Source organism: Streptomyces sp. WAC 01529 (assembly GCF_003945545.1).
Lineage (GTDB): Bacteria > Actinomycetota > Actinomycetes > Streptomycetales > Streptomycetaceae > Streptomyces > Streptomyces anatolicus.
The window spans coordinates 7,858,880-7,883,112 of sequence record NZ_CP029617.1 but is presented as its reverse complement, the minus strand read 5'-3'; the positions used below and the strand labels follow the sequence as shown (position 1 = coordinate 7,883,112).

At 69.9% G+C, this 24,233-nt stretch carries 17 protein-coding genes and 2 pseudogenes; 8 read left to right on the top strand and 11 right to left on the bottom strand.

Going from position 1 to position 24,233, the window contains the following annotated elements:
* Window positions 1-20: 20 nt before the first annotated feature.
* Window positions 21-437, top strand: coding sequence for a lasso peptide biosynthesis B2 protein (locus DMA15_RS34620; RefSeq protein ID WP_125516600.1), 417 nt, complete (start codon window positions 21-23; stop codon window positions 435-437).
* A 4-nt stretch (window positions 438-441) separates the two neighbouring features.
* Complete coding sequence (locus DMA15_RS34615) at window positions 442-2,304, top strand: ABC transporter ATP-binding protein (RefSeq protein ID WP_125516599.1); 1,863 nt, start codon at window positions 442-444, stop codon at window positions 2,302-2,304.
* Between the two features lie 189 nt (window positions 2,305-2,493).
* Here DMA15_RS34615 and DMA15_RS34610 read toward each other — a convergent pair whose 3' ends face one another.
* The 4 genes from DMA15_RS34610 to DMA15_RS34595 all read right to left on the bottom strand — a co-directional run bounded on the left by DMA15_RS34610 (window position 2,494) and on the right by DMA15_RS34595 (window position 9,997).
* The gene (locus DMA15_RS34610; RefSeq protein ID WP_240660096.1) at window positions 2,494-4,683 is read right to left on the bottom strand and encodes a carbohydrate-binding protein; all 2,190 of its coding nucleotides are present in this window, start codon (window positions 4,681-4,683) and stop codon (window positions 2,494-2,496) included.
* 53 nt (window positions 4,684-4,736) lie between these two features.
* On the bottom strand, window positions 4,737-7,118 hold the full coding sequence (locus tag DMA15_RS34605) for a non-reducing end alpha-L-arabinofuranosidase family hydrolase (RefSeq protein ID WP_125516598.1): 2,382 nt from the start codon (window positions 7,116-7,118) through the stop codon (window positions 4,737-4,739).
* A 181-nt stretch (window positions 7,119-7,299) separates the two neighbouring features.
* Window positions 7,300-8,817, bottom strand: a complete 1,518-nt coding sequence (locus DMA15_RS34600; RefSeq protein ID WP_125516597.1) for a sigma-70 family RNA polymerase sigma factor — start codon at window positions 8,815-8,817, stop codon at window positions 7,300-7,302.
* A gap of 358 nt (window positions 8,818-9,175) precedes the next feature.
* Complete coding sequence (locus DMA15_RS34595; protein ID WP_125516596.1) at window positions 9,176-9,997, bottom strand: DUF4239 domain-containing protein; 822 nt, start codon at window positions 9,995-9,997, stop codon at window positions 9,176-9,178.
* A 394-nt stretch (window positions 9,998-10,391) separates the two neighbouring features.
* Between DMA15_RS34595 and DMA15_RS34590 the strand changes: the two are divergent.
* Window positions 10,392-10,571, top strand: a pseudogene (locus DMA15_RS34590) (alpha/beta hydrolase); the annotation flags it as partial.
* A gap of 7 nt (window positions 10,572-10,578) precedes the next feature.
* Here DMA15_RS34590 and DMA15_RS34585 read toward each other — a convergent pair.
* Window positions 10,579-11,019, bottom strand: a complete 441-nt coding sequence (locus DMA15_RS34585) for an OsmC family protein (protein WP_125516595.1) — start codon at window positions 11,017-11,019, stop codon at window positions 10,579-10,581.
* 49 nt (window positions 11,020-11,068) lie between these two features.
* Entirely contained in the window at window positions 11,069-12,340 is a 1,272-nt protein-coding gene (locus tag DMA15_RS34580; protein WP_125516594.1) for a DUF6777 domain-containing protein, read from the bottom strand.
* 171 nt (window positions 12,341-12,511) lie between these two features.
* On the opposite strand from DMA15_RS34580, the gene DMA15_RS34575 reads away from it, so the two are divergent.
* Window positions 12,512-13,810 (top strand): streptophobe family protein, encoded by a 1,299-nt coding sequence (locus DMA15_RS34575; protein WP_125516593.1) that lies wholly within the window; start codon window positions 12,512-12,514, stop codon window positions 13,808-13,810.
* A 43-nt stretch (window positions 13,811-13,853) separates the two neighbouring features.
* On the opposite strand, the gene DMA15_RS34570 is transcribed toward DMA15_RS34575, so the two are convergent.
* Genes DMA15_RS34570 through DMA15_RS34560 form a run of 3 tightly spaced genes read right to left on the bottom strand, consistent with a single transcriptional unit; the run spans window position 13,854 to window position 18,129 of the window.
* Window positions 13,854-14,870 carry a serine/threonine-protein kinase gene (locus DMA15_RS34570; RefSeq protein WP_125516592.1) on the bottom strand — a complete coding sequence of 339 codons (1,017 nt, stop codon included), beginning with the start codon at window positions 14,868-14,870 and terminating at the stop codon, window positions 13,854-13,856.
* Complete coding sequence (locus DMA15_RS37790) at window positions 14,870-15,751, bottom strand: hypothetical protein (protein WP_240660095.1); 882 nt, start codon at window positions 15,749-15,751, stop codon at window positions 14,870-14,872. Before DMA15_RS37790 ends, DMA15_RS34570 begins: the two co-directional genes overlap by 1 nt.
* 11 nt (window positions 15,752-15,762) lie before the next feature.
* Window positions 15,763-18,129, bottom strand: a complete 2,367-nt coding sequence (locus DMA15_RS34560) for an FHA domain-containing protein (RefSeq protein WP_125516591.1) — start codon at window positions 18,127-18,129, stop codon at window positions 15,763-15,765.
* A gap of 369 nt (window positions 18,130-18,498) precedes the next feature.
* Here DMA15_RS34560 and DMA15_RS34555 point away from each other — a divergent pair, with 369 nt between their 5' ends.
* The 4 genes and pseudogenes from DMA15_RS34555 (at window position 18,499) to DMA15_RS37785 (ending at window position 23,028) form a co-directional block, all read left to right on the top strand.
* Complete coding sequence (locus DMA15_RS34555; RefSeq protein WP_240660094.1) at window positions 18,499-18,810, top strand: hypothetical protein; 312 nt, start codon at window positions 18,499-18,501, stop codon at window positions 18,808-18,810.
* Between the two features lie 107 nt (window positions 18,811-18,917).
* Entirely contained in the window at window positions 18,918-19,151 is a 234-nt protein-coding gene (locus DMA15_RS36885; RefSeq protein WP_164551649.1) for a hypothetical protein, read from the top strand.
* Between the two features lie 1,123 nt (window positions 19,152-20,274).
* Window positions 20,275-21,081, top strand: a pseudogene (locus tag DMA15_RS34550) (ATP-binding protein); the annotation flags it as partial.
* A gap of 597 nt (window positions 21,082-21,678) precedes the next feature.
* Window positions 21,679-23,028, top strand: coding sequence for a hypothetical protein (locus DMA15_RS37785; RefSeq protein WP_240660093.1), 1,350 nt, complete (start codon window positions 21,679-21,681; stop codon window positions 23,026-23,028).
* A 47-nt stretch (window positions 23,029-23,075) separates the two neighbouring features.
* Here the strand turns inward: DMA15_RS37785 and DMA15_RS34540 are convergent, their stop codons facing one another.
* Window positions 23,076-23,537, bottom strand: coding sequence for a hypothetical protein (locus tag DMA15_RS34540; RefSeq protein WP_125516590.1), 462 nt, complete (start codon window positions 23,535-23,537; stop codon window positions 23,076-23,078).
* Window positions 23,530-23,721 carry a hypothetical protein gene (locus DMA15_RS34535; RefSeq protein WP_125516589.1) on the bottom strand — a complete coding sequence of 64 codons (192 nt, stop codon included), beginning with the start codon at window positions 23,719-23,721 and terminating at the stop codon, window positions 23,530-23,532. The genes DMA15_RS34540 and DMA15_RS34535 overlap by 8 nt, the downstream gene beginning before the upstream one ends.
* Window positions 23,722-24,233 lie beyond the last annotated feature (512 nt).

The following is a 24,233-nucleotide window of genomic DNA, read 5'->3' as shown; positions in this document are numbered from 1 at the left end:
CTCCGACCGAAGAGGCACGCATGACGACCCCGGAAGCTCTCCCCTACGATCCGTGTTCCGTACCGGTGGGCCGCCGCTTCGCCGCCCGGGCAGCCGTGGGCTGTGCCCATGTGCTGGCCACCATGCCACCGGGCCGCATCCGCACCATCCTGGCCAGGCTGCGGCGCGGCGCCCGGCCCGCCACCCTCTCCGAGGCGGAGAAGGCCCGCGAGACGGTACTCGCCGTAAGCCTGTCCGCGGGCGGGCAGAAGGGCTGCCTCCCGAGATCCCTGGCCACCGTGCTGCTCTGCCGGTGGTACGGCCACTGGCCCACCTGGTGCGTGGGCGTACGCAGCCGACCGCCCTTCGCCGCCCACGCCTGGGTGGAAGCCGAGGGTGTCCTCGTCGGAGAAGACGCCTCACCCACATACTTCCAACGCTTCTTCACCGTGGAGTGAGCCGATGACCACGGCCCCCGGCATCGAGGGCCCCCGCCCCCTCACCGGCCCCGCCGACGGCTCCCACGAACCTGATGAGGACACGGGTCCCGAGCGCGCCTGGGCCTCCCAACGAGCGCTCATGACCCATCTGAGCCCACAGCGTTGGCGCATGGCCGCGGGTGTCCTGCTCGGGCTCGTCGGCAGCGTCATGGGCCTGGCCCAGCCCTTGGCGGCCAAACGGGTGATGGACGACATGAGCCAGGGCCGGCCGACCACCGGCCCCATCCTCATGCTCAGCCTGCTGGTGGTCACCGGCGCGGTACTCGCGGGGCTGGGTCACTACGTGCTGCAACGGTCGGCCGAGTCCATGGTCTGCGCTGCCCGCTGCCGACTGACCGAGCGGCTGCTGCGCCTGCGGGTGCCCGTGGTGGAGCGCACCGAACCGGGCGACCTGATCGCCCGCGTCACCTCCGATACGACGTTGCTGCGCCAGACCGCGCCCCAGGCGGTGTCCGCCGCCGTCACCGGCACGCTGGTCACCGCCGCGACCGTCGTCATCATGGGCTTCCTCGACGCCGTCCTGCTCTGCGTCACTCTCGGCGTGATCGCGTTCGTCGGTGTCATCGTCGCGGTCGTGGCTCCGCGCATCGGCCGCGCGACCCGGCAGGTGCAGGATGCGGTGGGCCACATCGGGGGCGCCCTGGAGCGCGTCCTGGGGGCCTTTCGCACGGTCAAGGCATCGGGCGCCGAGCACTGGGAGACCCAAGCGCTGCGCCGTGCGGCCGAACACGCCCGCCGCAGAGGTACGCGGGCCGCGGCGTGGGAGGCGGTGTCGGCCACGGCGTCGGCGGTGGTCGTTCAGGTGTGCTTCCTCGTCGTGCTCGGGGTGGGAGGCGCCCGGGTCACCGCCGGCACGATCAGCGTCTCCACCCTGGTCGCCTTTCTGTTGTATCTCTTCGCCCTCGCCCCTCGCATCGGTCAACTCGTCGAAGGAGTGAGCCAGTTCCAGATCGGATCTGCGGCCGCTGTCCGCATCGAGCACATTGAGACGCTCGAGGCCGAACAGGTGAAACCCGAGCACACGACCGAGCACACGCGGGGAGCGACAGCGAGGGGCGGCTCCCCCGCCATGGCCGCCGAGGACGGCCGGTCACCACTCGACGTGACTTTCCGTCAAGTGCGTTTCGCTTACCGGCCCGGGCTGCCCAGGGTGCACCACGAGGTCTCCTTCACCGTGCCCGGGCGCGGTCTGACGGCGATCGTGGGCCCCTCCGGCGCGGGCAAGACCACCGTCTTCTCTCTGATCGAGCGCTTCTACGAACCTGATGCCGGGTCCATCCTCGTGGGCGGCAAGGACACACGGCAGTGGCCCCTGAGCCAGCTCCGCGCATCCATCGGCTACGTCGAACAGGACACTCCCGTCCTCGCCGGCACACTGCGGGACAACCTGACGCTCGGTGCCAGCGACCCTTCCGGCGAAGAACTCGCCCAGGTGCTGCGTATGGCGCGGCTGGACACCTTGACGGACCGCCTCCCCCACGGGCTGGACACCCACGTCGGCCACCGTGGCAGCCGCCTCTCCGGGGGCGAGCGACAGCGGGTGGCGATCGCCCGCGCTCTGCTGCGCCGCCCGAGACTGCTGCTGATGGACGAGGTCACCTCACAACTCGACGCGGCCAACGAGGCGGCATTGCGCGACATGATCACCGATGCCGCCCGCAGCACCACCGTCATGGTGATCGCCCACCGGCTCTCCACCGTCACGACGGCCGACCGGATCATCGTCATGGAGGCCGGATGCGTACGAGCGATCGGCACGCACGGCGAACTCATCAAGCGCGACGCCCTCTACAGCGAACTGGCGCACACGCAACTGCTCAATTAGCTGCCTCGGCAGCGGTTCCGGGGCGTATGGAAGGCCAACACGCCCCGAACGGGACGGTTACGGGCTCAGGGCCTCCTCCCCCGCCCACCCTCGCGGCCCAACGGGCCGGTTACGCCGCGGGCCGCCCTCCTGACCGAAGCGACATCACGGTCAGGAGGGCGGCCCGCTGTCACGGGTGACGCACGGGGATCAGGACGGGTCGCCGTACTGGAGGCCGCGGCCGTTGGTGCCGATGTAGACGCGGCCATAGGTGTCGGGATCGCCGGTGACGACGCCCTGACTGCCGATGGCGCCCCACTGGTGGGCGTTGTCATTGACGCGGGTCCAGGTGGCGCCCTTGTCGGTGGAGCGGAAGACGCCGGTGACGTCCTTGACCGTGCCGATCAGGTACAGCGTCTGGTACGAGGCGCGCGGCGCGGCCTTGCCGAAGCCGACCGCCGAGGCGGACGTCACCGAGGTGAGCCGGGTGAACGTGCCGCCCCCGTCCGTGGAGTGGAGCAGGCCCTTGCCGCCGCCCGCGATCCACAGTTCGCCTGCCCGGCCCGGGAGGGCCTTGAGGCGGCCGTCGGCGGGCAGGCCGGTCGCGCGGGCGGTGAAGGTCGCGCCGCCGTCGGTGCTGGCGTAGAGGGTGCCGCCGGTCAGGGAGTAGAAGGTGCGGGCGGAGGAGCGGTCGGCGACGACCTCTGCCCCCGTGCCGAGCCCCCGCACCTTCGACCAGGTCGCTCCCTTGTCCGTCGAGCGGTACGGGGACTGCCCGGACTGGGTCCACACCAGCGTGGAGCCGTCCGCCGCGAGGGCGATACGGCCGCTGTGGGCGTCGGCCACCGGTTCGGCGGCGAAGCCCCGCCAGGTGACGCCGCCGTCGGTGGAGTAGGCGCCGTCCTGCTTGCCGCCCGTGCCGACCCGCGCCATCACCGACGGTTTCGACGCGGCGTAGTCGATGTCGGTGCTGTTGCTCATCAGCGGGTTCCTCATCCGTCCGGGCGGCACCCGCGTCAGGTCGGTGTGGCGGAATCCGCCCTGGTCACCCATGGAGGTCAGGACGGTCGCGCCACCGGGCGGGGCGATGGCGTCGAGGATCGCCGTCTCCTCAAGTCCCTTGGCCCCTATGGTCCAGTGGCTCGTCCCGGCGTCGGCGTCCTCGCTCCGCCAGATCCCGTTGCCGGTGCCGTACAGCACGTGCCCGGAGTCGAACGGATCGATGGCGAGGGCCGTCATCCAGTGACCGGTGTGGGTGCCGACGTACGGCGCGCCGGAGGCGTCCCGTACCGACTTGTCGGCGAGGGCTTTCCAGGTCGAACCGCCGTCCGTGGTGCGGTAGATCTCGTCCTCGGGGTACCAGCGGCCCAGCGTCGTGACCATCACCGTGGACGGCTTGCGCGGATCGACCGCGAGCCCGGAGAAGCCGTACGAGCCCTGCGAGGGGGACACGTCCTTCCAGCCCCCGCCGCTCGGCGTGTACTTCCGGACCGAGCCGCCGGTGACGCCGTTGGGCCCGAGGTTGTCGGTGTACGTCACATACAGCGTGCCGTCGCCCGTGACGACACCGTGCTGTGGCAGCTGGCCGGTCGGCTGCCCGGCGACCGCCCGCCATGTGGCACCGCTGTCGGTCGACCGGTAGAGGGACGTGGACTTGTCGGCGACACCGGCGTACACGGTGTCGCTGCCCTTCGGCCCGTATGTCACGAACGAGATGCCGGCACCGCTGCCCGCCCCGCCCTTGACCGGGAAGGACTCGACCTGACGCCAGGTCGCGCCGTAGTCGGTGGACCGCCACAGGCCGTTCTTCCGGGAGCCGAGGAGCAGGTTCGAGTGGTCCGCCGGGTCGACGACGAGGCGTTCGCCTGCGCCGCGGCCGTCCTCGTTGCCGCCGAGCTTGAAAGGCAGCTCGGTGCGCTTGAAGGTGCGGCCGCGGTCGGTGGAGCGGAGGATCGCGCCGTTGCCCGCCCAGTCGTTGGTGTACGTGCCCGCGCCGAGGTAGAGCCGGTCGGGGTCGACGGGGTCGGTGGCGAGGGAGTCGATGCCGAGCAGGTTCCAGTCCTTCTCGCCGAGCCAGTCGGTGAGCGGGATCCACTTCTCGGCGCCGACGTCCCAGCGGTACGCGCCGCCCATGTCGGTGCGGGCGTACAGCAGACCCCGCTCACGCTGGTTGAAGACGAGGCCGGAGACGTAACCGCCGCCGACGACCTGCGCGTTCTTCCACTTGTACGGTGCTGCCGCGGACGGCCGGGCCTTCGCGGCCTGGGAGTCGTCCTGCGTGAGCAGCAGGTACGGCACGGCCGCGGCGGGCACCGCGAGCAGCAGGGCGATGGCGCCCCGGCGGCGGCGGTGCAGACCGCGCCGCCGGGAGCCCGTGCGGGTGTAGGGAGAGATGTTCACGGGGAAGGCGTGCTCCTTGCGGATAACTGACGGGCAACTGTCTGTGGAAGGGCTCAGCGCTTCAGGGTCAGCACACCCGGCCGGTACGGCAGCGCGTCGTAGGGGGCGTCCGACTTGGGGTCCTTGCCCTGGTAGAGCAGCTGGAGGTGGCACGGGTCGACGGTCATGGTCTGGTCCGGGTTGGAGCGGATCAGGTCACCGTGGCTGATGTCGTTGGTCCAGGTCGCGCCGCTGTTGGCCTTGCCCGCGAAGGGGTTGGACTCGGTGGCGGCCTGCGGGGTCCACGTACCGTTCAGGCTGGTCGCCGTGAAGGAGCGGAAGTAGCGGTTCTCGTTGGCGCCCCGCGCCTCGACGATCATCAGGTACTGGTTCTGGCCCTGGACCTTGTAGACCTGGGGTGCCTCGAAGAGGTTCTTGACCGTGTCGCTCATGACCGTCGTGTAGGACGAGCCGAAGTTGCCGGGGAAGTTCCCGATCGGCATGGACGCCCGGTAGATCTTGCCGTTGTCACCGGCGAAGAAGAGGTACATGTTCTGGTCGTCGCCGATCAACGTCTGGTCGATCGGACCGGTCCGGGAGTCGGGCAGGCTGCCGGTGAACAGGGGCCGCGGCGCGGACCAGCCATTGGGGTCGGCCGGGTCGGCGGAAGTGCGGTAGCTGAAGGGCGAGGCCCCCCACTGGTACGTCAGCACCCAGATCTTCTTCGGCGCGAAGTAGAAGAGGGTGGGCGCGACCGCGTTCTGGTTCATCTTCGTCTGCGTAGCCGTCCCCATGCCGGACCAGTCGCTGAACGGGGCGAACGCCATCGAGCCGTACGAGGTGCCCGTCGACATCGACCCGTAGACGAGGTGCTTGCCGTTGTACGGGACGTGGGTGAAGTCCTTCAGCGAGGCCCAGCCGTTGGCGGGCTTGGCCAGGGCGCCGGTCGAGCTCCACTTGTACGTGGACGGCAGCGCGCACGTGCCACCGGCCGAGCCGGAGGGGGCGGTCCACTTCTGGTTGCCGACGTCGGCGCAGGTGTACAGCTGGATTTTGGTGCCGTTGGACGTGCCCGCGCCAATCGCGTCCATGCACTTGCCGGACTGGGCGCCGGAGATCGAACCGTTGGTGTTGATGTTCCACTGCTGGTTCGTGCCGCCGTTGCAGTCCCAGATGACCACCTCGGTGCCGTTCGTCGTGCCCTTCGCCTTCGCGTCCAGGCACTTGTCGCCGAACACCTTCAGCTGCTTGGCAGCGGTGCGCGTCCAGCTCTGGTTCGACTGCCCGTCGCAGTCCCTCAGCTGTACTTGCGTGCCGTTGGCGGTCGAGGAGCCGGGGACGTCGACGCAGCGGCCGGAGGGCACGCCCTTGATCTGGCCGGTGCCGTCGCCCGGGTCGGCCGGGGTCGTACCCGACCCGGCGTCGAACGCTTTCTTGACGGCGTCGTACGCGGGCTTCGGCTTGCCGGCCGCGTCGAAGAGGAGCGGCTTCTCGTCCGCGCGCCACGAGTCGCTGTCGCGGACGCCCCACACCGTGATGCCGGTACAACGCTTCACGCCGAGGCAGGCGTTGACCGCGCTCGCGTAGTGCGTGGGGGACGCCTGGGCGATGTCCAGTTCGGTGATCTGCACGTCGACGCCGAGGGCCGCGAAGCTGTCGAGGGTCTTCTTGAAACTGGCCGGCGGGCCGCCCGCCCCGAAGTGGCTCTGGAAGCCCACGCAGTCGATGGGGACACCGCGTGCCTTGAAGTCCTTGACCAGGCGGTACACGCCCTGGGTCTTGGCGGCCGACCAGTCCTCGATGTTGTAGTCGTTGTAGCAGAGCTTCGCGGCCGGGTCGGCCGCGCGGGCGGTGCGGAACGCCTCCTCGATGAAGCCGCTGCCGAGCACCTTCTTGAACACCGACTCGCGCAGCGCACCGCTGCCGCCGTCCTGGAAGGCCTCGTTGACGACGTCCCAGGCGTAGATCTTGCCCTTGTAGCGGCTCATCGTGGTCTTGATGTGGTTGTTCGTGACGCCGCGCAGCGTGTTCGGGTCGTTGATCGCCTTCACCCAGTCCGGCAACTGCGAGTGCCACACCGTGGTGTGGCCGCGCAACCGCTGGCCGCGCTCCAGGGACCGGTTGACGATCTTGTCGGCGGCCGCGAACCGGAAGTTGTCGCGGGACGGTTCGATCGCGTCCCACTTCATCTCGTTCTCCGGGGTGATCATGTTGAACTCCCGGTCGGCGATCGACGTGTACGTCGCATCGCTCAGCCGCCCGGCGGCTATCGCGGTGCCGAAGTACCGGCCCGACGAGGAAGCCTCGGCCTCCAGGCTCGCGGCCCCGGCGGAGGTGGGGAGCAACGTCACGACACCGGCCACGAGCGCCGAGGCCGTCAGGCCGATCGCCAGTGTCCTGCGGGGCCGGCGGAGGCGGTGCAGGCCTTTGCGGGGTTCGTCGGTGTGTCTGGTCATGGGGAGTGGCCTTCTTCAGGGGACAGGTCAGCGGGGGATGCCTGTGAAGGGGCACCCCTGAAGAGGAGGCCGGGGAAGGCGGGACGGCGTAACGAAAAATGTGCGCGCCCGCGCAGTGAGGGATCTCGCAGCGGAAAAACGTAATGCGGGGCGCGGTTATGAAGTCAGCGGTTCCCCGCGCTCACGTCAGCGGCGCGCGGACGACGAAAGATGCCTGGCCGGTGAAGGTACGCGTGCCGTTGAAGCCGTCGAGGCGGATCGATCCGTCGCGGGGGCGCAGGGCGGAGCCCGGGTAGTTGTGCGCGTACAGGGTCACCGATCCGTCGACCGTCCCGGGGCGCGGGCAGAAGGTGGCGTCCTCCCGGAACAACCGGCTGCCGTCGTCGGCGCTCAGGCGCAGCCGCAGATAGTGGTGGCGCAGATACCGGCCGTCGGCCGCACGGAACGTGACACACCGGCTGTCCGCGAGCCCCTTGCTGACGGTGAAGGCGGCCTCACCGCTGCTGAGCGTCGCGAAGTCACCGTCGTACGTGAGGAATTGGCCGGGCCGGTCCACGGACTCGAGGGACCGTACGCCCAGCGGGACCACGGCCGGACCCGACGGTGACGGCGTGACCGACGGAGCCGGGGTGGTCGACGGAGTGGGGGTGGTTGAGGGAGCCGGGGTGGCCGAGGGAGCCGGGGTGGTCGTGCCGGCCGTCGGCGCGGCGGCGACACCGGGCGTCCGGTGCTCCGGTTCGGGCCAGGCGACGTACGTGGCGGTCCCGGTGACGAGCACCGCGCCAGTGGCGAGGGCCGCGATCGGATGGGCGGTCACCGCGTGGAGCTTGCCGAGCAGAGCGCCGCCCCCAGTCGCCGTGCCCGTGGCGCTCGCGGCGGCTGCCGTCGTCACCGTCGTACCCGACAGCAAGCCCTTCGCGACCAGCGCCCCGAGGAGCGCCGCCGGCACGGCCAGCGGCGTGAGGCCGGACAAGAGCAACTCGGCCGGCACCCGCTCGGCCGCCGTCGCCGTACATGTCGCGCAGTCGCGCGTGTGCCGAGCGATCCGCTTGCGCCACACGGACGTACGCGCGCCGTCCCAGCCGGAGAGGGCCGCGCTCAGGCCAGGGCAGCGCGGGTCGGCCGCCAGCGCGGCGACGATCGTCCGGCTCAGTTCCAGTTGCTCGCGCATGCGTTGCAGACGAACCCCTGTGTGGGAGACGCCGAGGCCTGTCGCGTCGGCGATGTCCTGGCGGCTGAGCAGCCCGGCGCACTCCTGCCACCACAGCGAAAGGAGCACCCGGTGTTCCGGGTCGAGCCAAAGGCTCGCTTCGACCGCCTGTCCGCGCTCCTCCGACATGCGCAGCCGCAGGATCGTCGTGTCCTCCAGAGGGGCGGCGGCGTCCGGTAACGGAAGCGCCTCGTCGATGAGGGTGGTCCGGTCGGCGAGTGTGCGCTGCCGCTGCCAGTACGTATTGACCTGCCGGAGCGTGATCGACACCAGCCAGGAACGGAAGCTCTCCGGGGCCCGCAGTGCGGGCAGGTCGCGTACCGCGCGCAGCAGCGTCTCCTGGACCACGTCGTCCACGTCGGCATGGCCGCTCAGCGCCCGTCCGACGATGTTGTACAACAACGGCAGATATGCGGCGACGAGCGCCTCGCGCGCCCGCTCGTCACCGCGTTGCGCCGCGACGACCAGCCTCACGTGATCCGCGTCCATGAGCCCGGTCCCATCTGTTCAGGAGAGTGATCCGCCGAGTACGGCGCCACACCCTAACCGTGTGGCCCACGGCGTCATCCCCCAGGGGCGACGATCATGCGACGCGCGGGCCAGTGGCCCTTCTCGGCCGACGCCGGAGTCGCCGCAACGGTCGGCTGCGCGCAGCGGGCCTGGCCGCGATCGCCGACCCCACCCCCGTGACCTGCACGTTCAGGATGAACGCTCGTGCGTAGAGCCTGCTGAAGGTGTCGCGGGAGAGCGACCACATGAACACCGCCACCAACCACGCGCCCCCTGGCTGTTTCCTGGCCGCCGCCCCCGCCAGCCCTTGCGAGCATTTTGCGACAGTGCACGCTTCTCACGGCGGGGTTGTTGCCCTCGTGGCCTTCGTCTTGACGCCTTCGTCGGTGCAGGGCAGACGGCCGTCGCCATAGGCGGTGGTGTAGTCGTCGGTGATGTCGTCGACGACGCCGGTGATGGCGGTGGGAGAGACCTGAATGGCGCCACTGAAGGGCCGCTCCACGTCCCGAATGACGAGCAGGACAGTCGTGAGCAGGGCGGTGAGGACGATGAGGCCACTGGTGACGAGCATGGTGTTCTTGCGTGGGAGACACAGGGCTAGGGCGACCACCAGGAAGGCCAAGGCGGCGAGGGTGAGCCAGTACACGGCACTGGGGATGGCCGGAGTGGACTCGGCGATGCGGGTCTGGCGGGCCTCTGAGCGTTCCTTGTCGGCAGAGACCAGCATGTTGAACGCGGAGGCATCAGTGCCCATCTGCTTGAGGGCGGCACGGAAGTCAGTGGTCCAAGTGCTGGGTTGCTGTGCGCCGCGGCCGTCGGCCATGGCCGGCCATTCATAGGCGCGTACCGCACGGGCATAGCAGACGACATCGGCCTGCAACCGCTGGCGCTGCGAAGCGGGGGCGTAATCGGCGACCTCGAAGATGTGGTCCACCACGCCGGCCTCTTTTCGGGCCGCCTCGTCCGCCTTGCCATTGGACGTGGAAGCGGTCACCAACACGAAGGCGAGGACGAACACGGTCAGGGTCTGCAGGGGTAGAACGAAGTCCCGGATCGTCAGGGAGGGGGTTTCCGTTTCCTCCAAGCGGCGGCGCAGCACCCAGTGGGCGGTCAGCCCGCCGATCAAGGCCAGGGCCGCTACAAGGATGGTGATGATCACGCGACACCTGTTTCGTTTCGAGCCAACGCGCCGAAACCGATCATCTAGCCCTGATCGCGTGGTACCTGTTCAGCGACCCGGCCGTCGTACGCGCGATCACCCTTTCAGGTGCTGAATCCTCCGAGGATCAAGGCGGCAAGGAGTTTCGCTTCAGCCAGTCCAGGGCCTTCCGCCAGTCCTCGGTCGGCTCTTGGGCCCATGCGTTCTCGCGGCGCCATCGGCGGGAAGTTCGATCGGCTCGGGGAGCGCGGTCGCATCCAGGAGCTGGTCGAGCTGGTCTTGGTTGTAGCCCGTGCCCTTCCGGTCCGGCAGGTCCTGGAGGATGTCCGCGAGGAGGAGGATGTCGTATCCGACGAGGTCGCTGATGCGGTTGTTGTCGACGACTTGAGGCGCTGCCGATCGGCTCGTGCTCGTCGGCGGCGAGGACTCCCGCGGCGAACTCCCCTACCGCACGGCCGCGTTCCTGGCCGAACGTCTCGGAACGGAACTGCCGCACTTCCCCGGCGGACACGCCGGCCTGACCACGTACCCGGCGGCCTTCGTCAAGCACACGGCGAAGGCGCTGCGCGCCTGACGGTGCGTCAGGCGTCGCCGGTGCCCTCGGAGACGGTCACGGTGACCGGGGTGCCCGCCTCGACCGTGCGGCTGACCGTGCACAGCCGGTCGTGCGACGTCTTCACGGCCCGGGGCAGGATGGTGCGGGCGCGCTCCCCCGACGGGCCGTCCGGGAACGTGACGTGGAAGGCGACCCCGAGGTCCGACATCCGGTTGCCGCCCTCGTCCTCGACCTTGGTGCCGGTCACGGTGACGGTGAACGCGGTCGGTTCCTCGTGACGGCTCGTGGCGACCTCCACGTCGGCCGCGCTGCAACCGCCGATCGCCGCGAGGAACAACTCGACCGGCGTGAAGTCGGCATCCCCGCCGGTGCCGAAGGTCAGCGTGCTCCCCCGGGAGTTGGTCGCGGTGAACCGGCCGGGGCCTGCCCGCTCGATGGTGACGGAACGCAGCGCATTGTCAGTCATGCGAGGAGAGTACTGTCCCGCCGTCGCCGGCCCGGCGACCTCCGCTCGCTCACGGGCTCCCGTCCGCCTCGGGTGACGACGGCGGGAGTGCGGGCTCGGACGCGGGCGATTCTTCCTCGGCCGAGGAGGGCGGCTGCGTGGCGGGCGAGGAGGGCGGCAGGACCGACGAGGGCGGGCACGAGCTTGCCGGGGGCGTCCCGGGGGACCGCGCGTCGCACGGCGGCGTACTGGCCGTCGAGGTCGACTCGTCGGGGGACGGGGTGTCCGGGTGCCGTGAGGGAGGCCTGGTCGCCGGAGGCTTCGTCTTCTTGTCGCCGGTGCCCGTGTCGCCCTTGCCCCGGGTGAACCAGTCACCGCTGTCCGGGTCGTACACGACGAACTGGTTCACGACCTGGGTGGCGGGCGCCACGACCACGACGTTCGAGGGCCGATACCCGGGCCACGTGTCGCCCGTCTGCCGCGGTGTGCTCTTCTGCGCGACGGGCGGCAGCAGCGGGTTGCCGCAGGCACAGCGCACCCGCGGCACACCGTGGTCGTCGACCAGTACCGCGGTGCCGGCCTGCAGCACGGCCTGGTAGCCGGTGGCACGGCCGTCGCGGTAGCCGTGGTTGGTCACGCGGGTGTCCAGCCGCAGGTCCACGGGCGTGAGCGAGCGCAGGTAGCGGGGAACGCCGGACGGTTCGATGTCGAGGACGGAGGCGAACGCCTTGTTCTTCGCCGTGTCCTTCTGGAGCGCGCCGACCTGCTTCTCCACGTCGCAGCTGCCGACCTTCCGCGTCCCGCCGTAGAGACCGGGCGCCGCGCCGTCGACGCCGCGCGTCACGTTGGCCGAGGCGGACGAGCTGGGCAGCCCGCTCGGGGAGGGTGGCGTGGAGCCCTCGCGGGCCGTCGACTGGGTGAAGGGGTCGGGCCCCGACTTGCCCGCGGGCTGGAGGAGGACCTCGCCGCCCGACTCCGACGAGCCCTCGGGGCGGGTGAGGACGACGGCCAGGATCACCGCGGCCACCACCGCGGCGGAGATCGCCGCGACGCGCGGCGCCGACTTCCACCATGGGCGACCTCCTCCGCGACCGGCACCGGGACCGCCCCCGCCCGGGCCGTCGGACCCGCCGCCGCGGCCCCCGCCACCGGCCGGACCGCTCGGCGGGCCGCCGCTCGGCGGGCCCGAGGGCCGCGCGCCACCCGGAGGCGGCGTCGAGCCGGCGGGGCTCGCGCCCGCCTGGGTCTCGCCCGGCCCCGAGGGGCTCGGCTGCGAAGGACCCGAGAGCGGGCCCGAAGGGGGTCCTGTGGGGCGTCCTGACGACGGCGGTTCGACGCTCACGAACACTTCCCTGTGTAGGGGGATCGGCGACGTACCTTTTATCCCGGTACGCGCCTATTGTGTGCCCCGACGTCCGGGGGCCCGCAAGCCGACGCCGGCCGGCGTTCCCGTAAGCCCTCCCGAAGGCCCTCTCGAAAGGCGGACCGGTCCCCCGCTGCTTAGCGTGGCACCGTGAGCGAGCAGACACCGCCGCGGCGGGCCGGGGCGCAACGCACGGAGCAGAGCCGACGGGCCCCTCATGGCTGGCCCCATGCCCTTGCGGCCGTGCTCGCCTCCTTGGCGGCCATGGCCGTCGTCGCCGGGCTCGGCCTGTGGGCCGCGGGAGCCGCCGACCTGCCCGGCGGGGCGTTCCCGAGTGTCGTCGCGGCCGTCGTCGTGATGGCGGTCGGCGGCTCCGTCGGGCTCTCCGGCGACGCAGGGATGATCGCCGAGACGGACGCGGGGCTCTCCGTGCTCCCGCTCTCCGTCAGCCTCGTCGGCGCTCTGGTGGTCGCCACCGGGTTCCTCCGGCCGCTGCGGCACCGGGCCGTGGCCGACGTGCGGGAACTCGCCGGCTGGGCCGCCCGGATCGCGGTGCTGTGGGTGCTGCTGCTCACCGGCCTCGGCCTGCTGGCCCGGCACCGCTTCGCGCTCGCGCTCGGCGACGGGCCCGCCGGGGAGATCGGCGAGCTGCTGGACTCCTCGCCCGAGGTCGGATTCAAGACGGCCGTGCCGCTGACCCTCGTCTTCGGACTGCTGTGGCTCGCGGGCGTCCTCGTCGTGGCACTGTCCGTCTCGCGCGGCGCCCCGCTCCCCGCCCGCCTGCTGCGCTTCCGGGAATCGGTGCGTCCCGCGGCGTACGCCATGGTGTTCCTGCTGCTGTCGTACGCCGCCCTTGGGCTCGCCGCCGGCCTCGTCGTGGCGGCGACCCGCGGCCATGCCGCCGAGACGTTCGCGGTGCTGCTGCTCGGGTTGCCCAACCTCGTCTGGCTCGCCTTCACCCTGGGGCTCGGCGCGTCCTGGGAGGGCCGGGTCGACGGGCCGTTCGGGCTGCCCATGCCGCGGGTCCTCGACGAGGTGCTGCGTACGCCGGCCGATTCCAGGCTCAGTTTGCGGACTCTCGCCGAGTACGACGGGCGGGTGTGGTGGCTGCTGGTCGTCGCGGCGGTCCTGGTGCCGACGGCGGCGTTCCTGATGGCGGCCCGCTCTCCGGCACGGGTGCGGGCCTGGCAGCACGCCGTGCACATGGCGGTGGCGGTGGCGCTCACCGTGCTCGCCGTCTGTCTCATGGCGGGCGTGTCGGCCCACTACGGGCTTTCGCTCCTCGGCATCGGGGATCTCGGAGGGGGCCTGTCCGGCCTCGTGGAGCTGCGGCCGCACCTCTGGAAGGCGCTGCTCCTGGCCGTTGCCTGGGGTCTGGTCTCGGGGTTCCTCGGCGGGGTGCTGGCGCGGCGGGTCCATCGGCGGGGCGAGGTGCGGCCCGGGGCCTGACCTGGCGCGGGCCGTGCGGTCGGCCGTCGGGAGACCGGCCGCTCTATTCGGGCAGCCGCCGGAAGACCGGCTGGGCCCAGCGGGGTGGGTCGGGGGGCGCGCCCGGGTGGGCCGGGGCCTGCTCGACGCGGCGGTCCACCCGCGTCGGGGGGTGGGCGTCCGTACTGCTGCCCATGGCCGCGGCCCGCATCGTGGCGGCGAATTCCAGGCACGACCCGTACCGGTCCTCCGGGCTCTTGGCCAGCGCCTTCGCGAGGACCCCGTCGAGGCCGGGGGCGACACCCGGCCGCTTCTCCGTCAGCCGGGGCGGCTGGTCGTACTGATGGGCCCAGAGGAGGGCGAAGTCGTCGTCGCGCTGGAACGGCGGCCGGCCCGCCATGGTCTCGTACACGACGCAGGCGAGGCTGTAGACATCGCATCGGCCGTCCACCGGGCGGCCCGATATCTGCTCCGGCGCCACGTAGTCGAGGGTCCCGACGAACTGGCCCACGGTCGTGAATCCGGTCAGCGACAAGGACTTCTTCGTAAGGCCGAAGTCCGTGAGGTAGGCGTGCTCGGGGTGGTCGCTGTCCGTGCCCTTGGCGATGAGAATGTTGCCGGGCTTGACGTCCCGGTGGACCAGGCCGTGGTCGTGCGCCGCGTCGAGCGCGGACGCGATCTGGGTGGCGATGCGGAGCGCGGCCGTGACGGAGAGCGGGCCGCCGCGGTCGAGCAGGTGGCGCAGATCGCTCCCGGGGACGTACCGCATGGCGATGTAGAGCACCCCGTCCGTCTCACCGGCCTCAAAGACGGGCACGATGTGCGGGTGTTCGATCGCGGCGGCGACGCGTGACTCGTGCGTGAAGCGCCGCCGGAAGGTGTCGTTGCGGGCGAGTTCGGGGGCGAGCAGCTTGAGGGCGACGGTCCGGTCGAGGCGCAGGTCCCTGGCGCGGTAGACCACGGCCATGCCACCGCGGCCGATCTCGCCCTCGACCCGGTAGTCCGCGATCCGCTGCCCGATCAGCTCGGAGGGCCGCCCGGAGTGCGGGCTCGGGCCGCCCTCGCCCGGCGCGGCCGCCATCAGGCGTCACCGGGCCGGAGCGGCTGATCGGGTTCGTCCCTCTCGGGCGGGAGAAACGGGGCGGGGTGTCCGCCGTGCGGGGTGTGCGGTTCAGGGGTGTGCAGTTCATCGACCACCTGGGTCTCCCCCGGCCCTACCGCCTCGCCCACCACCCGCGTCGGCTCAGGCCCTACCGCCTCGCCCACCACCCGCGTCGGCTCAGGCCCTGCCACCTCATTCACCACCTGCGTCTCCCCCGGCCCCATCCCGGCGGTCGAACCGTCGGTTCCGTCGGTCGGTTCCTGCGCGGCGGGGACGAGGCGGGTCGGTTCCTCGTCAGGCGGAGGGGAAGCACCGGGGCCGGTGGCGGCTGCCCGTGGGGGGTCGGCGGCCTCGTGGTCATCGCCGTGCCCGTCGGTGGCGGGCCCTTCCGTCGCCGCGTACGTACTGAGCCGCGTTCCGTCGCAGTACACCCACCGCTCGTGGTCGGCGTCGTAGAGCCACAACGATTCGCCCTCCACGACCACGCCCACCCGCAGCCCGTGCGTCCCGCGCCGGAAGGACTCCCCGTCGCCGCCGCCCGCCAGTTCCTCCACCGCCCTCCGGTAGCGGCCGAGGGCGTCCTCGGTCCTGGTCAACAGCGGACGCGGGTCCGCCGTGCGGGTCAGGGGGCCGCTCGCGCCCGGTGGATCGCGCGGCACGGCGAGCAGGAGCCGGCCGTCGACCCATGCCGACCAGCCGTTGGCGCACACGATCCGCCCCCAGTCGCCGAGCCGGTCGACCAGCTGCACGGGCAGCAGCGCGTCGAGGGGGGTCGTCGGACGCTCCACGTCGGGTGCCTCCCAGGCGGGCAGTCCGTCCTGGGGAACCACATGGGTGGGGCGGAAGTCCGCGGGGGTCATCGCCGGCGCTCCTACTTCCGCATCACGGCGGGTTCATGGCGGCGCAGCAGCCTGGCGACCACGTATCCGAAGACGGCCGACAGGACCACCAGCATCCCCATGTTGAGCAGCCAGACACCCGCGGAGTGCCGGAACAGCGGGTCGGTGGTCAGTTCGCCCGGGACGATCCTGCCTAGGCCGATGGTGCCCGCCATGGCGCCCAGCGCCCAGCGCGAGGGCACCAGCCACGCCAGTTGTTCGACGCCGGGCACGCCGTTCAGCTTGAGGAGTGCGCCGCAGAAGACCACCTGGACGATGGCGAGGAACACGAGCAGCGGCATCGTCACCTCTTCCTTGCGCACCAGCGCCGATACGAGCAGGCCCAGCATCATGGCGGTGAACGCCAGCAGGGCCACCGCGAGAGTGACTTCCACCAGCGGTGGCAGCAACACCCCTTCGCCGCCGGGCGCGTTGAGGTCGACGCCGAGGAGAGCGACGAGGGTCAGCACGACGGCCTGGAGCACCGTGACCGTGCCGAGGACGACGACCTTGGACATCAGATACGCCGATCTGGAGAGACCCACCGCCCGTTCCCGCCGGTAGATGACGCGTTCCTTGACCAGTTCGCGCACCGCGTTGGCGGCACCGGTCAGGACTGCGCCGACGCAGAGGATGAGCAGCGCGTTCATCGCCGTCTCCTGCGTGAGCCGGCTTCCGGCCAGCGCGCGGGCCATGGCACCCATCACGAACGGCAGGGCGATCATGATGGCGAGGAACGTGCGGTCCGCGCCGAGCGCGGCCGCGTACCGCCGCACCAGCGTGCGCAGTTGGGATCCCCAGCTCTGCGGCTTCGGCGGCGGCGCGAAGGAGCCGGGCGTGGCCGTGCCGTTCTGCGGGAGGGACATCAGGTACGGCTGCGCGGAGGAGTTGACGATGTAGCGCTGGTGCAGCGGAGAGAGGTGGTAGTCCCGTGCCCAGTCCCGGTCGCGGTCGCTTTCGAAGGCCTCGAACGCCTCCGGCCACTGCGGGAAGCCGAAGAACGGCAGCGCGTCCCGCGGCGGCCCGTAATAGGCGATCTTCCCGCCCGCGGCGAGGACTAGGAGCCGGTCGCACACGTCGAGGCTGAGCACGCTGTGCGTGACGACGATGACCGTGCGGCCGTCGTCGGCGAGGCCGCGCAGCATGTGCATCACCGAGCGGTCCATGCCGGGGTCGAGCCCGGACGTGGGCTCGTCGAGGAAGAGCAGCGAGGGCTTGGTGAGCAGTTCGAGTGCGACGCTCACGCGTTTGCGCTGGCCGCCGGAGAGGCTGTGGATGGGCTGGTCGGCGCGTTGTTCCAGACCGAGTTCGCGGATGACCTCGTCGACTCTGGCCCGGCGTTCCGCCCGCTCGGTGTCCTGGGGGAAGCGGAGTTCGGCGGCGTAGCCGAGGGCGCGGCGCACGGTCAGCTGGGCGTGCAGGATGTCGTCCTGCGGTACGAGGCCGATGCGCTGGCGCAGCTCCGCGTAGTCGCGGTAGAGGTCGCGGCCGTCGTAGAGGACGGTGCCGCCGTCCGCGGGGCGCAGCCCGGTGAGGGCGTTGAGCAGGGTGGACTTCCCCGCGCCGCTGGGTCCGACAACGGCCAGCAGGCACTTCTCGCCGACGGGGAACGAGACCTGGTCGAGGAGTGTCTTGCGGCCCCGGTCGACGGTGACCGTCAGGCCCTGGACGTCGAGAGACACCTCGCCCGTGTCGACGTACTCCTGCAGCTGGTCGCCGACGAGGCAGTACGCGCGGTGGCCGACGCCGACGATGTCCCCCGGCGCCAGAGGGGCGCGGTCCACCGGCTGGCCGTTGAGGTAGGTGCCGTTGTGGCTGCCGAGGTCGACGATCTCGTACGTACCGTTCGGAAGGACCCTCAGTTCGGCATGCCGGCGGGAGACGACGAGGTCGTCGATGACCACGTCGTTGTCGTCGGCGCGGCCGATGCGGACGGTGCGGGTGGGCAGCGGGCGCACGGTCGTCGGCTGCCGGAAGGTGCCGGTGGCCGAGGGCGTGCTGACGGAGGAGGGGCGTTCGGGAGCGCGGGGTTCGGGCGGAGTGCGGCCGGTGACCACCGCGCGCGGGCCGTCGGTGACGCTGCCGAAGCGGATGACGCTGCCCGGCCCGATTTCCCCCTCCTCGACGCGCCGCCCGTCGGCGTACGTTCCGTTGGTGCTGTGCTCGTCCTCGATGGTCCAGTGATCGAGCTCGGCGTGGAGGACGGCGTGATGCCAGGAGACGCGGGCGTCGTCGATGACGATGTCGCTCAGCGGGTCGCGGCCCACGTGATAGTCCCGACTCGGACTCATCACCGTGGAGCCGGTGTCGGTCTCCAGCACGAGTTCGGGCGCAGTCGGCGCCACAGGCCGCTTCCCCATGCCAGAATTCTACCCATTCACCCGAATCTGCGCCTGGGGTCGCCGTCGTCGGCCTCCACCGGGCCGGTGAGCATGAGGGCGATCAGCGCATGGGCGATGAGGTCGGGCAGTGGATCGGGGCTGCCCAGGCATCGCGCGAATCCTTGGGGTGGCTGCCGCGCCCGACCTCGACGGCGCGACCTCGACCGCGCGACCTCGACCACGCGACGCGGTCGTCCTACGACGACGTACTCCCGGAGATCCGTTGACCACTGTGACCACGGTCCAGGCCAATGGGATCGCCATCGGGATCGAGTCGTTCGGTGACGACGACGCACCCCTCGTCCTGCTCGCGGGCGGGACGAGAATGCTTTCCTGGCCCGACGCGCTGTGCGAGCGCCTCGCCGCCCGCGGGCGCCGCGTAGTGCGCTACGACCTGCGCGACAGCGGGAGTCGACCAGCGCGGACCCGCAGGCACCCACCTACACCCTGCGCGACCGCGCCGCCGACGCGGCGGCCCTCGCGGGCGCGCTCGGCGGGCGGTCCGCGCACCTCGCGGGGATCGGCGTCGGGGAGATGGTCGCGCAGGTGGCCGTGCTCAACCATCCGGCCGTGTTCTCAGCGCTCACGCTGGTCGGCCCCGCGTGGTGGCCCCCGGCCCGCCCGACGCCGACCTGCCCCACCCTGACCGGGCGACGATGAACCGGCTTCGCCCGCCCGCAGCCCGATCTGATGACGTTCCTGGCGCCACCCGCCCCGAAGGCGCCGTTCGAACTAGAGTGACGGCCCGTCCGCACGCCGAGGACCCGATGCGCCGCAGTACGCTGCTCACCGCCACGGCTGCCGCCGGACCCGTCGCCCTGACGATGGGGCTCGACGAGGCCCTAGTCGACACACCGGCCCCAACCGGGGCAAGGCCCCCTGGGTGGCCGGATGGCAGCCGCCGCGACTTGTACGACAAAGGCACGCACTCCCGCCTCCTCGCCGTGCTGCCCGGCCTCATCGCTGACGGACATGCCAGCACGGCAGCGGCCAGGCTGTAGAGGGAAGAGAGCCTGGCCTGATCGAGTTCGCGACGGGAACCAAGCTCGGCTCCTACGGCCAGGCCCGGCTCACCGCGGACCGGGCCCGCACCTGGGCGGAGGTCGCCGGTTCTCCGCTCGCGTCCGCAGCCGCCGCCCAGGAGTTGGCCATCGCCCTGCGCCACCAGGACCGCGGCGCCGAAGCCCAGCGCCTCATGACGACAGCCGCCTCTGCCGTCGAGTCGACCGGCCTGCGCACCGATGCGACCGTGTCGACCTATGCACAGACTCTGCACCCTGGCTTACATCGCTACCCGGGGCGGCCACCGCGCCGAAGTCCTGTCAATGACCAAGGAAGCCCGCCGCGCCGCTCGTCGGCTGCCGGCTGCCGCCCCAGCGGGCCGACGGTTCCCCATCAGCCCGGCCGCCGCGGACTTGTACGCCGTCGGCGTGCACTGGGCGCTCGGAGATGCGGGAGCCGCCCTGGAAGCCGGGAAGAACCTCCGCCTCGCCCAATTCCCCACGGCTGAACGAAAGGCCCGCATGGGCCCGACATGGCACGCGCCTGTGGGCCTGGGGACGGCCAGAGCAGACCGCCCGCTCCCTCCTGGACGCCTACCGAGCCAGCCCCGGCGAAGTCCGAGACCGCCCCGCGATCCGCAGCATCGTCGACGAGCTGGCACAACGCCACCCCCACCCCAGCGGAGTCAAGGAACTTCCTGCCGCTACCGCTCGGCAGGGAAGCTAACCGGTGCGACTTCCCGCGAGCACGGAGCGCCGAAAACGTGCAGAGCCTTCGTCAGAGAATGCCCCAGCGCATGCCCAAGTCTTCGTTCTCAAGGCCGTATACGCGGCGAAGAACTTCGTGGATGCTCTCCGGCGCGTGGTGTACTTTGCGCGCATTTGTAGGGACCATACGCAATTCGCGGAGATCACGCAGAGTCGGATAACCGGCCAGCGTAGTGACGTCGTACCCACAGGCCGTGGCAAAGTCCTCGTAGTGCTCCGGGCCGTAACCGAAGCGGCGGCAGTGAACCTCAATGGTGACTAAGCCCCAATCCGGGTGGCCATACGCCACGGCGCCCCAGCCACACGGCACCGCTTCATCGCCATGATGCAGGGCGTTGCGGTGCTGAGGGTCGCCTTGCAAAAGAGGCGTCTGCTGCTGCTCGGTTCCCTGGCCCGCACCGTACTCGGGCGGGATGCCGGATGGAGCACACCGGACTCGACGTCGCCCTGGAGGCCGTGGTCACTCGTGCTGCGGCCACCGACCGCACCCCACCGCTCGGCGACATCGCCACCATGCTCAACAGCCCCGACGACCTCGATGCCGCGGGTGGCCTGATGTCCGGCCGCCTCGGCGACGCCTCGCGCGACCTGGCCCACGCCATGCGGCGACTGGTGCACGGTGACCTCGCCGGACTGTTCGACGCCCCCTCCACCGTGGCGTTCGACCCCAGCAGCCCAATGCTCACCATCGATCTGTCACGACTGGGCGGATCCGGCCACGACACCGCCCTCGTCCTCGCGATGACGTGCGCGTCAGCCTGGATGGAATCCGCGCTCTCCGACCCGAACGTTGGTCGGCGCTGGATCGCGTACGCGAAGCCTGGCACCTGATACGCCACCCGGGACTACTCGCATGCATGCAGTCCCAGTGGAAGCTCAGCCGCGGCCTGGGCATCGCCAACCTCATGGTGATCCACCGGCTGTCGGACCTGCTCACCGCCGGCGACACCGGATCCCGCGGACGAGCCCTCGCCGAGGGTCTGCTCGCCGACTGCTCGACCCGCATTGTCTACCGCCGGAAGACAGACCCACTCCACGCCGCAGCAACCCTCTTGGGCCTCACATCGGTGGAGAGCGACGCCATCTCCCACCTCAACCGCGGACGCGGCCTATGGAAGGTCGCTGGACGTCCTTCATCGTCCAACACCGTCTCCCCCCATAGGAATTGTCACTCTTTGACACAGATGCCCGCATGCATTTATAGCTCCGAAGGCTCATGAATTCTGATGCACAGCTCGAACTGATACCTCGCGACGACACCCTCCAAATGATTGACACTTTCAGCGACCACACTCGTCGCCTCCGTCGAGAGATACCAGCTGCTGGACGACACCGCCCATGTAGCCGCCGCCCCGCCCGACGCCGAACTGCTCCGGCACGGAGGCCCTTTCGCGCGACGTCGTCCACCCGACGGTCGAATTCGCCAGGAGCGCCCACAGTACGACTGTTCATCGCCTTCCTCCGGGTCGATCAGACCAGATCTGAACGCTGCCGCATCCGACGTTCAGGACCAGCCGCGCGCGGGCTGTCTGGCGATCCCGCCACGGGGAGCCGTCGTGGCTACACCGGGCAGGCCGGAAGGCGATCTTTCGCCAGTTTCGAGCGGCATCACGCCACCTTGTTTCCCACTTCGCCGTTTTCGGCAGAACCGTCTGTTATCTGTGGTGTGTCCATGCCATATGACGTGGACTCGGCACAATCAAAAGGGGGAACCGTGCACAGAGTGCGTGCGCGTAGATCGCGCCTACGTATAGCCGCGGTGCTGCTTCCGACGTTATTGGCGACCCTTGTCACGCCGCTCGAGTCGGCGCAGGCAGGTGAGCCTGTCTCGGAGATCGTCACCACGAGCGCGCCCATCGGAACAAAAACGCCGGACCTCGCTGAGCTGAAGAAGCCCGGAGCTTGGGACAGGTACCTCAAAACGAGTGCAGCCGACGAGGCGCAGAGCATGGTGCCGCACGAGACGGTTGGCCCTGCACGCCGCAGCGCGAATCGGTCGCCCGAGGAATCAGCACTGCCTCGGAAGGAGGAAAAGCAGCCCGTAGCTCCATCGGCGATAACGCTCCCGGAGCCCTCGCACACCATGACCAAGGAGGAGTGTCTCGAAGGCTTGGGAAGCAAGCAGTTCTACATCAAGTCGCGTTTTTCCGTGTGCTCCGGCCGCGAGTTCGGTCAGACATGGTTCATCGACAGGGAGCCGGTGGGAAAAAGCCACTTCACCGTGCTGGCCATCGGGACCATCCCGAAGAACAGCCGCACGATGACCGTGACTTATCACTTCGTCGGTTTCTGGGCCACTGGTACGCAGAACGCCGCTGGCCTGAACATCGTCCTCAAGGCGAAAGTCACAAAGAGCTGGCCGTCCGGTGTGCGCTACAAGCTCGGCGGAACAGCCATGCCTGTGAAGAATACATGGGCGCAGCTCATTGCTGCGCCCAGTTTCAAGCAAACAGTCTCAGCGCCTATCGGTCAGGGGTCCAGCGGCTCTACAGACAGCGTATTTGCTGTGTACCAGCCGAACATCAAACTGGAGGCCCCGCCCGGCTGGTTGATCGGTGTACCCAATGGCGGCGACTTGTTCATGTTGCCCCCACGTTGGGACAAGGCTAATTACCTCCCGAACAGGGCAACTGGAGCAGCGGTGTTCAGCGTGTCGACGGCACTGAAGTACAGCACCAAGGACAGCGCTCCGGAGAAGCACGTGGCCAAGCACATACAGACGGCGTTCACCAACCCAGGTGCAACCAAGCCTCCGTACAGCGGAAAAGACGTTCCAGGCGACAAGGCAGCCGAACCGCTGACACGCCTCTACACAGACAATACCCGCAGAAAGGAGAATCGAAATAAGGCCATCTATAACTGCAAGAAATACTACGGAGCCGATTACGCAGAAGGAGGAAAGGAGTGCGACGAATACCCCATGGCCACCACGTACGAAGGCGCGGCTCAATCGAAATATGATCACAGGGCGCACCCGAAAAACTTCAGCGTGAAGCCGGTTCCCGGCCCGTCAAACGGAGCGGCTGGCATCCTGGCTGGTCAGTACTACGACAAGAACCGAATACTGGACGGTCCGGATGACGGATTCCTGGTGAAGATCACGTCCTGATACGCCTGAAGCGGGGGCGTGTGCGGGACTCCCCCCGCTTTAGGTTGTCAACTTCTGGGCCAGAACTGGAGGACATAGCGCTCCACCCCTTCAGGGACTCCATGGTGCGCCTTCGTCTTCACCTCTTCGCGTCCACTCGATACCGCCCGGACCTTCCAGATGCCCGCGCCGCTCTCTGACAAAGTGATCGGCTCCGGCATCGGTCCGCCGGCTACACCTCGGGCTTCGAGCTTTCCAGACGTGCAAGTAATCTCCCCGAGGGCGGATTCCTCCCAGTTGCCAGATGGCGCCGACGGCTCCGTGTCCCACACTTCGATCACCAGCGTGGCAGTGTGCGTGTGGCCGCCGCTGGTGAAATCGAGACGGCCGGGAAGCGACGTCAGGTAAGGGCCCTGCTCCCAGCCTTCGGGGAACAGAGAGGGCACCTGCGCGTCGTCGAAGTCCTGTAGAGCGAACCCGTAGAAGTCGACTTCTACGGGTACCTCTTCGCGACTGAGCAACTCAGGCATGTATAACCTCCGCACCCTTGGATGTCGTTCCCAACTTACCGGGCAGGTCTGCCACAGTCGGCGTGCGCGTGTGAATCGAGCCGCGGCCCAGCACGCGGCCCCCGACCGCGAACACGTTCCACTGCCACCACTCGCGGGCGCTCATCCCCGCCCCTTCGATCTCCTTCACGTCGTCTTCGAGCACCGCGTTCGAGGAGGGGTGTAGGGGTAGCGATGCACCAGTTGGGAGTCCCGAAGCCCTCGGGGCCCTGCCGGGGGTTGTCGCCGGACGGACGCGCCAGCTCATCGCCCCGCAGCCCTGGCTCTCGGGAAACCGTGCCTCTCCTGTCTCTCGGCTGGAGGATTTGCGCCATGCTGGACATGCCTAAGGGCTGTCCCGTAAATGATCTACGAGTCGCCTCGGACCTGGTTGGCCGCAGTGTGGCCCGCCGATCTATCCAGCGAGGGCGAGGTTGTGCATCCTTGCGTACAACTCGCCGGAAGGAGAGACGGTGGAAACGGACGTCAGGATGGACAGACCCACCGACTGATCCGTCCCCCGCAGACCGAGCCGTCCTCATACCGGATCGCCGCCGTGGGAATCCCGCCTGTTCGACGGGCTTGATGAGGCGCTAAGACTCCTCGATCGGCAAAACCCGCAGAAATGCAAGTTGGCACTCAAGGCGACCGGCATGCCCGCGATCGCCACGGTCATGT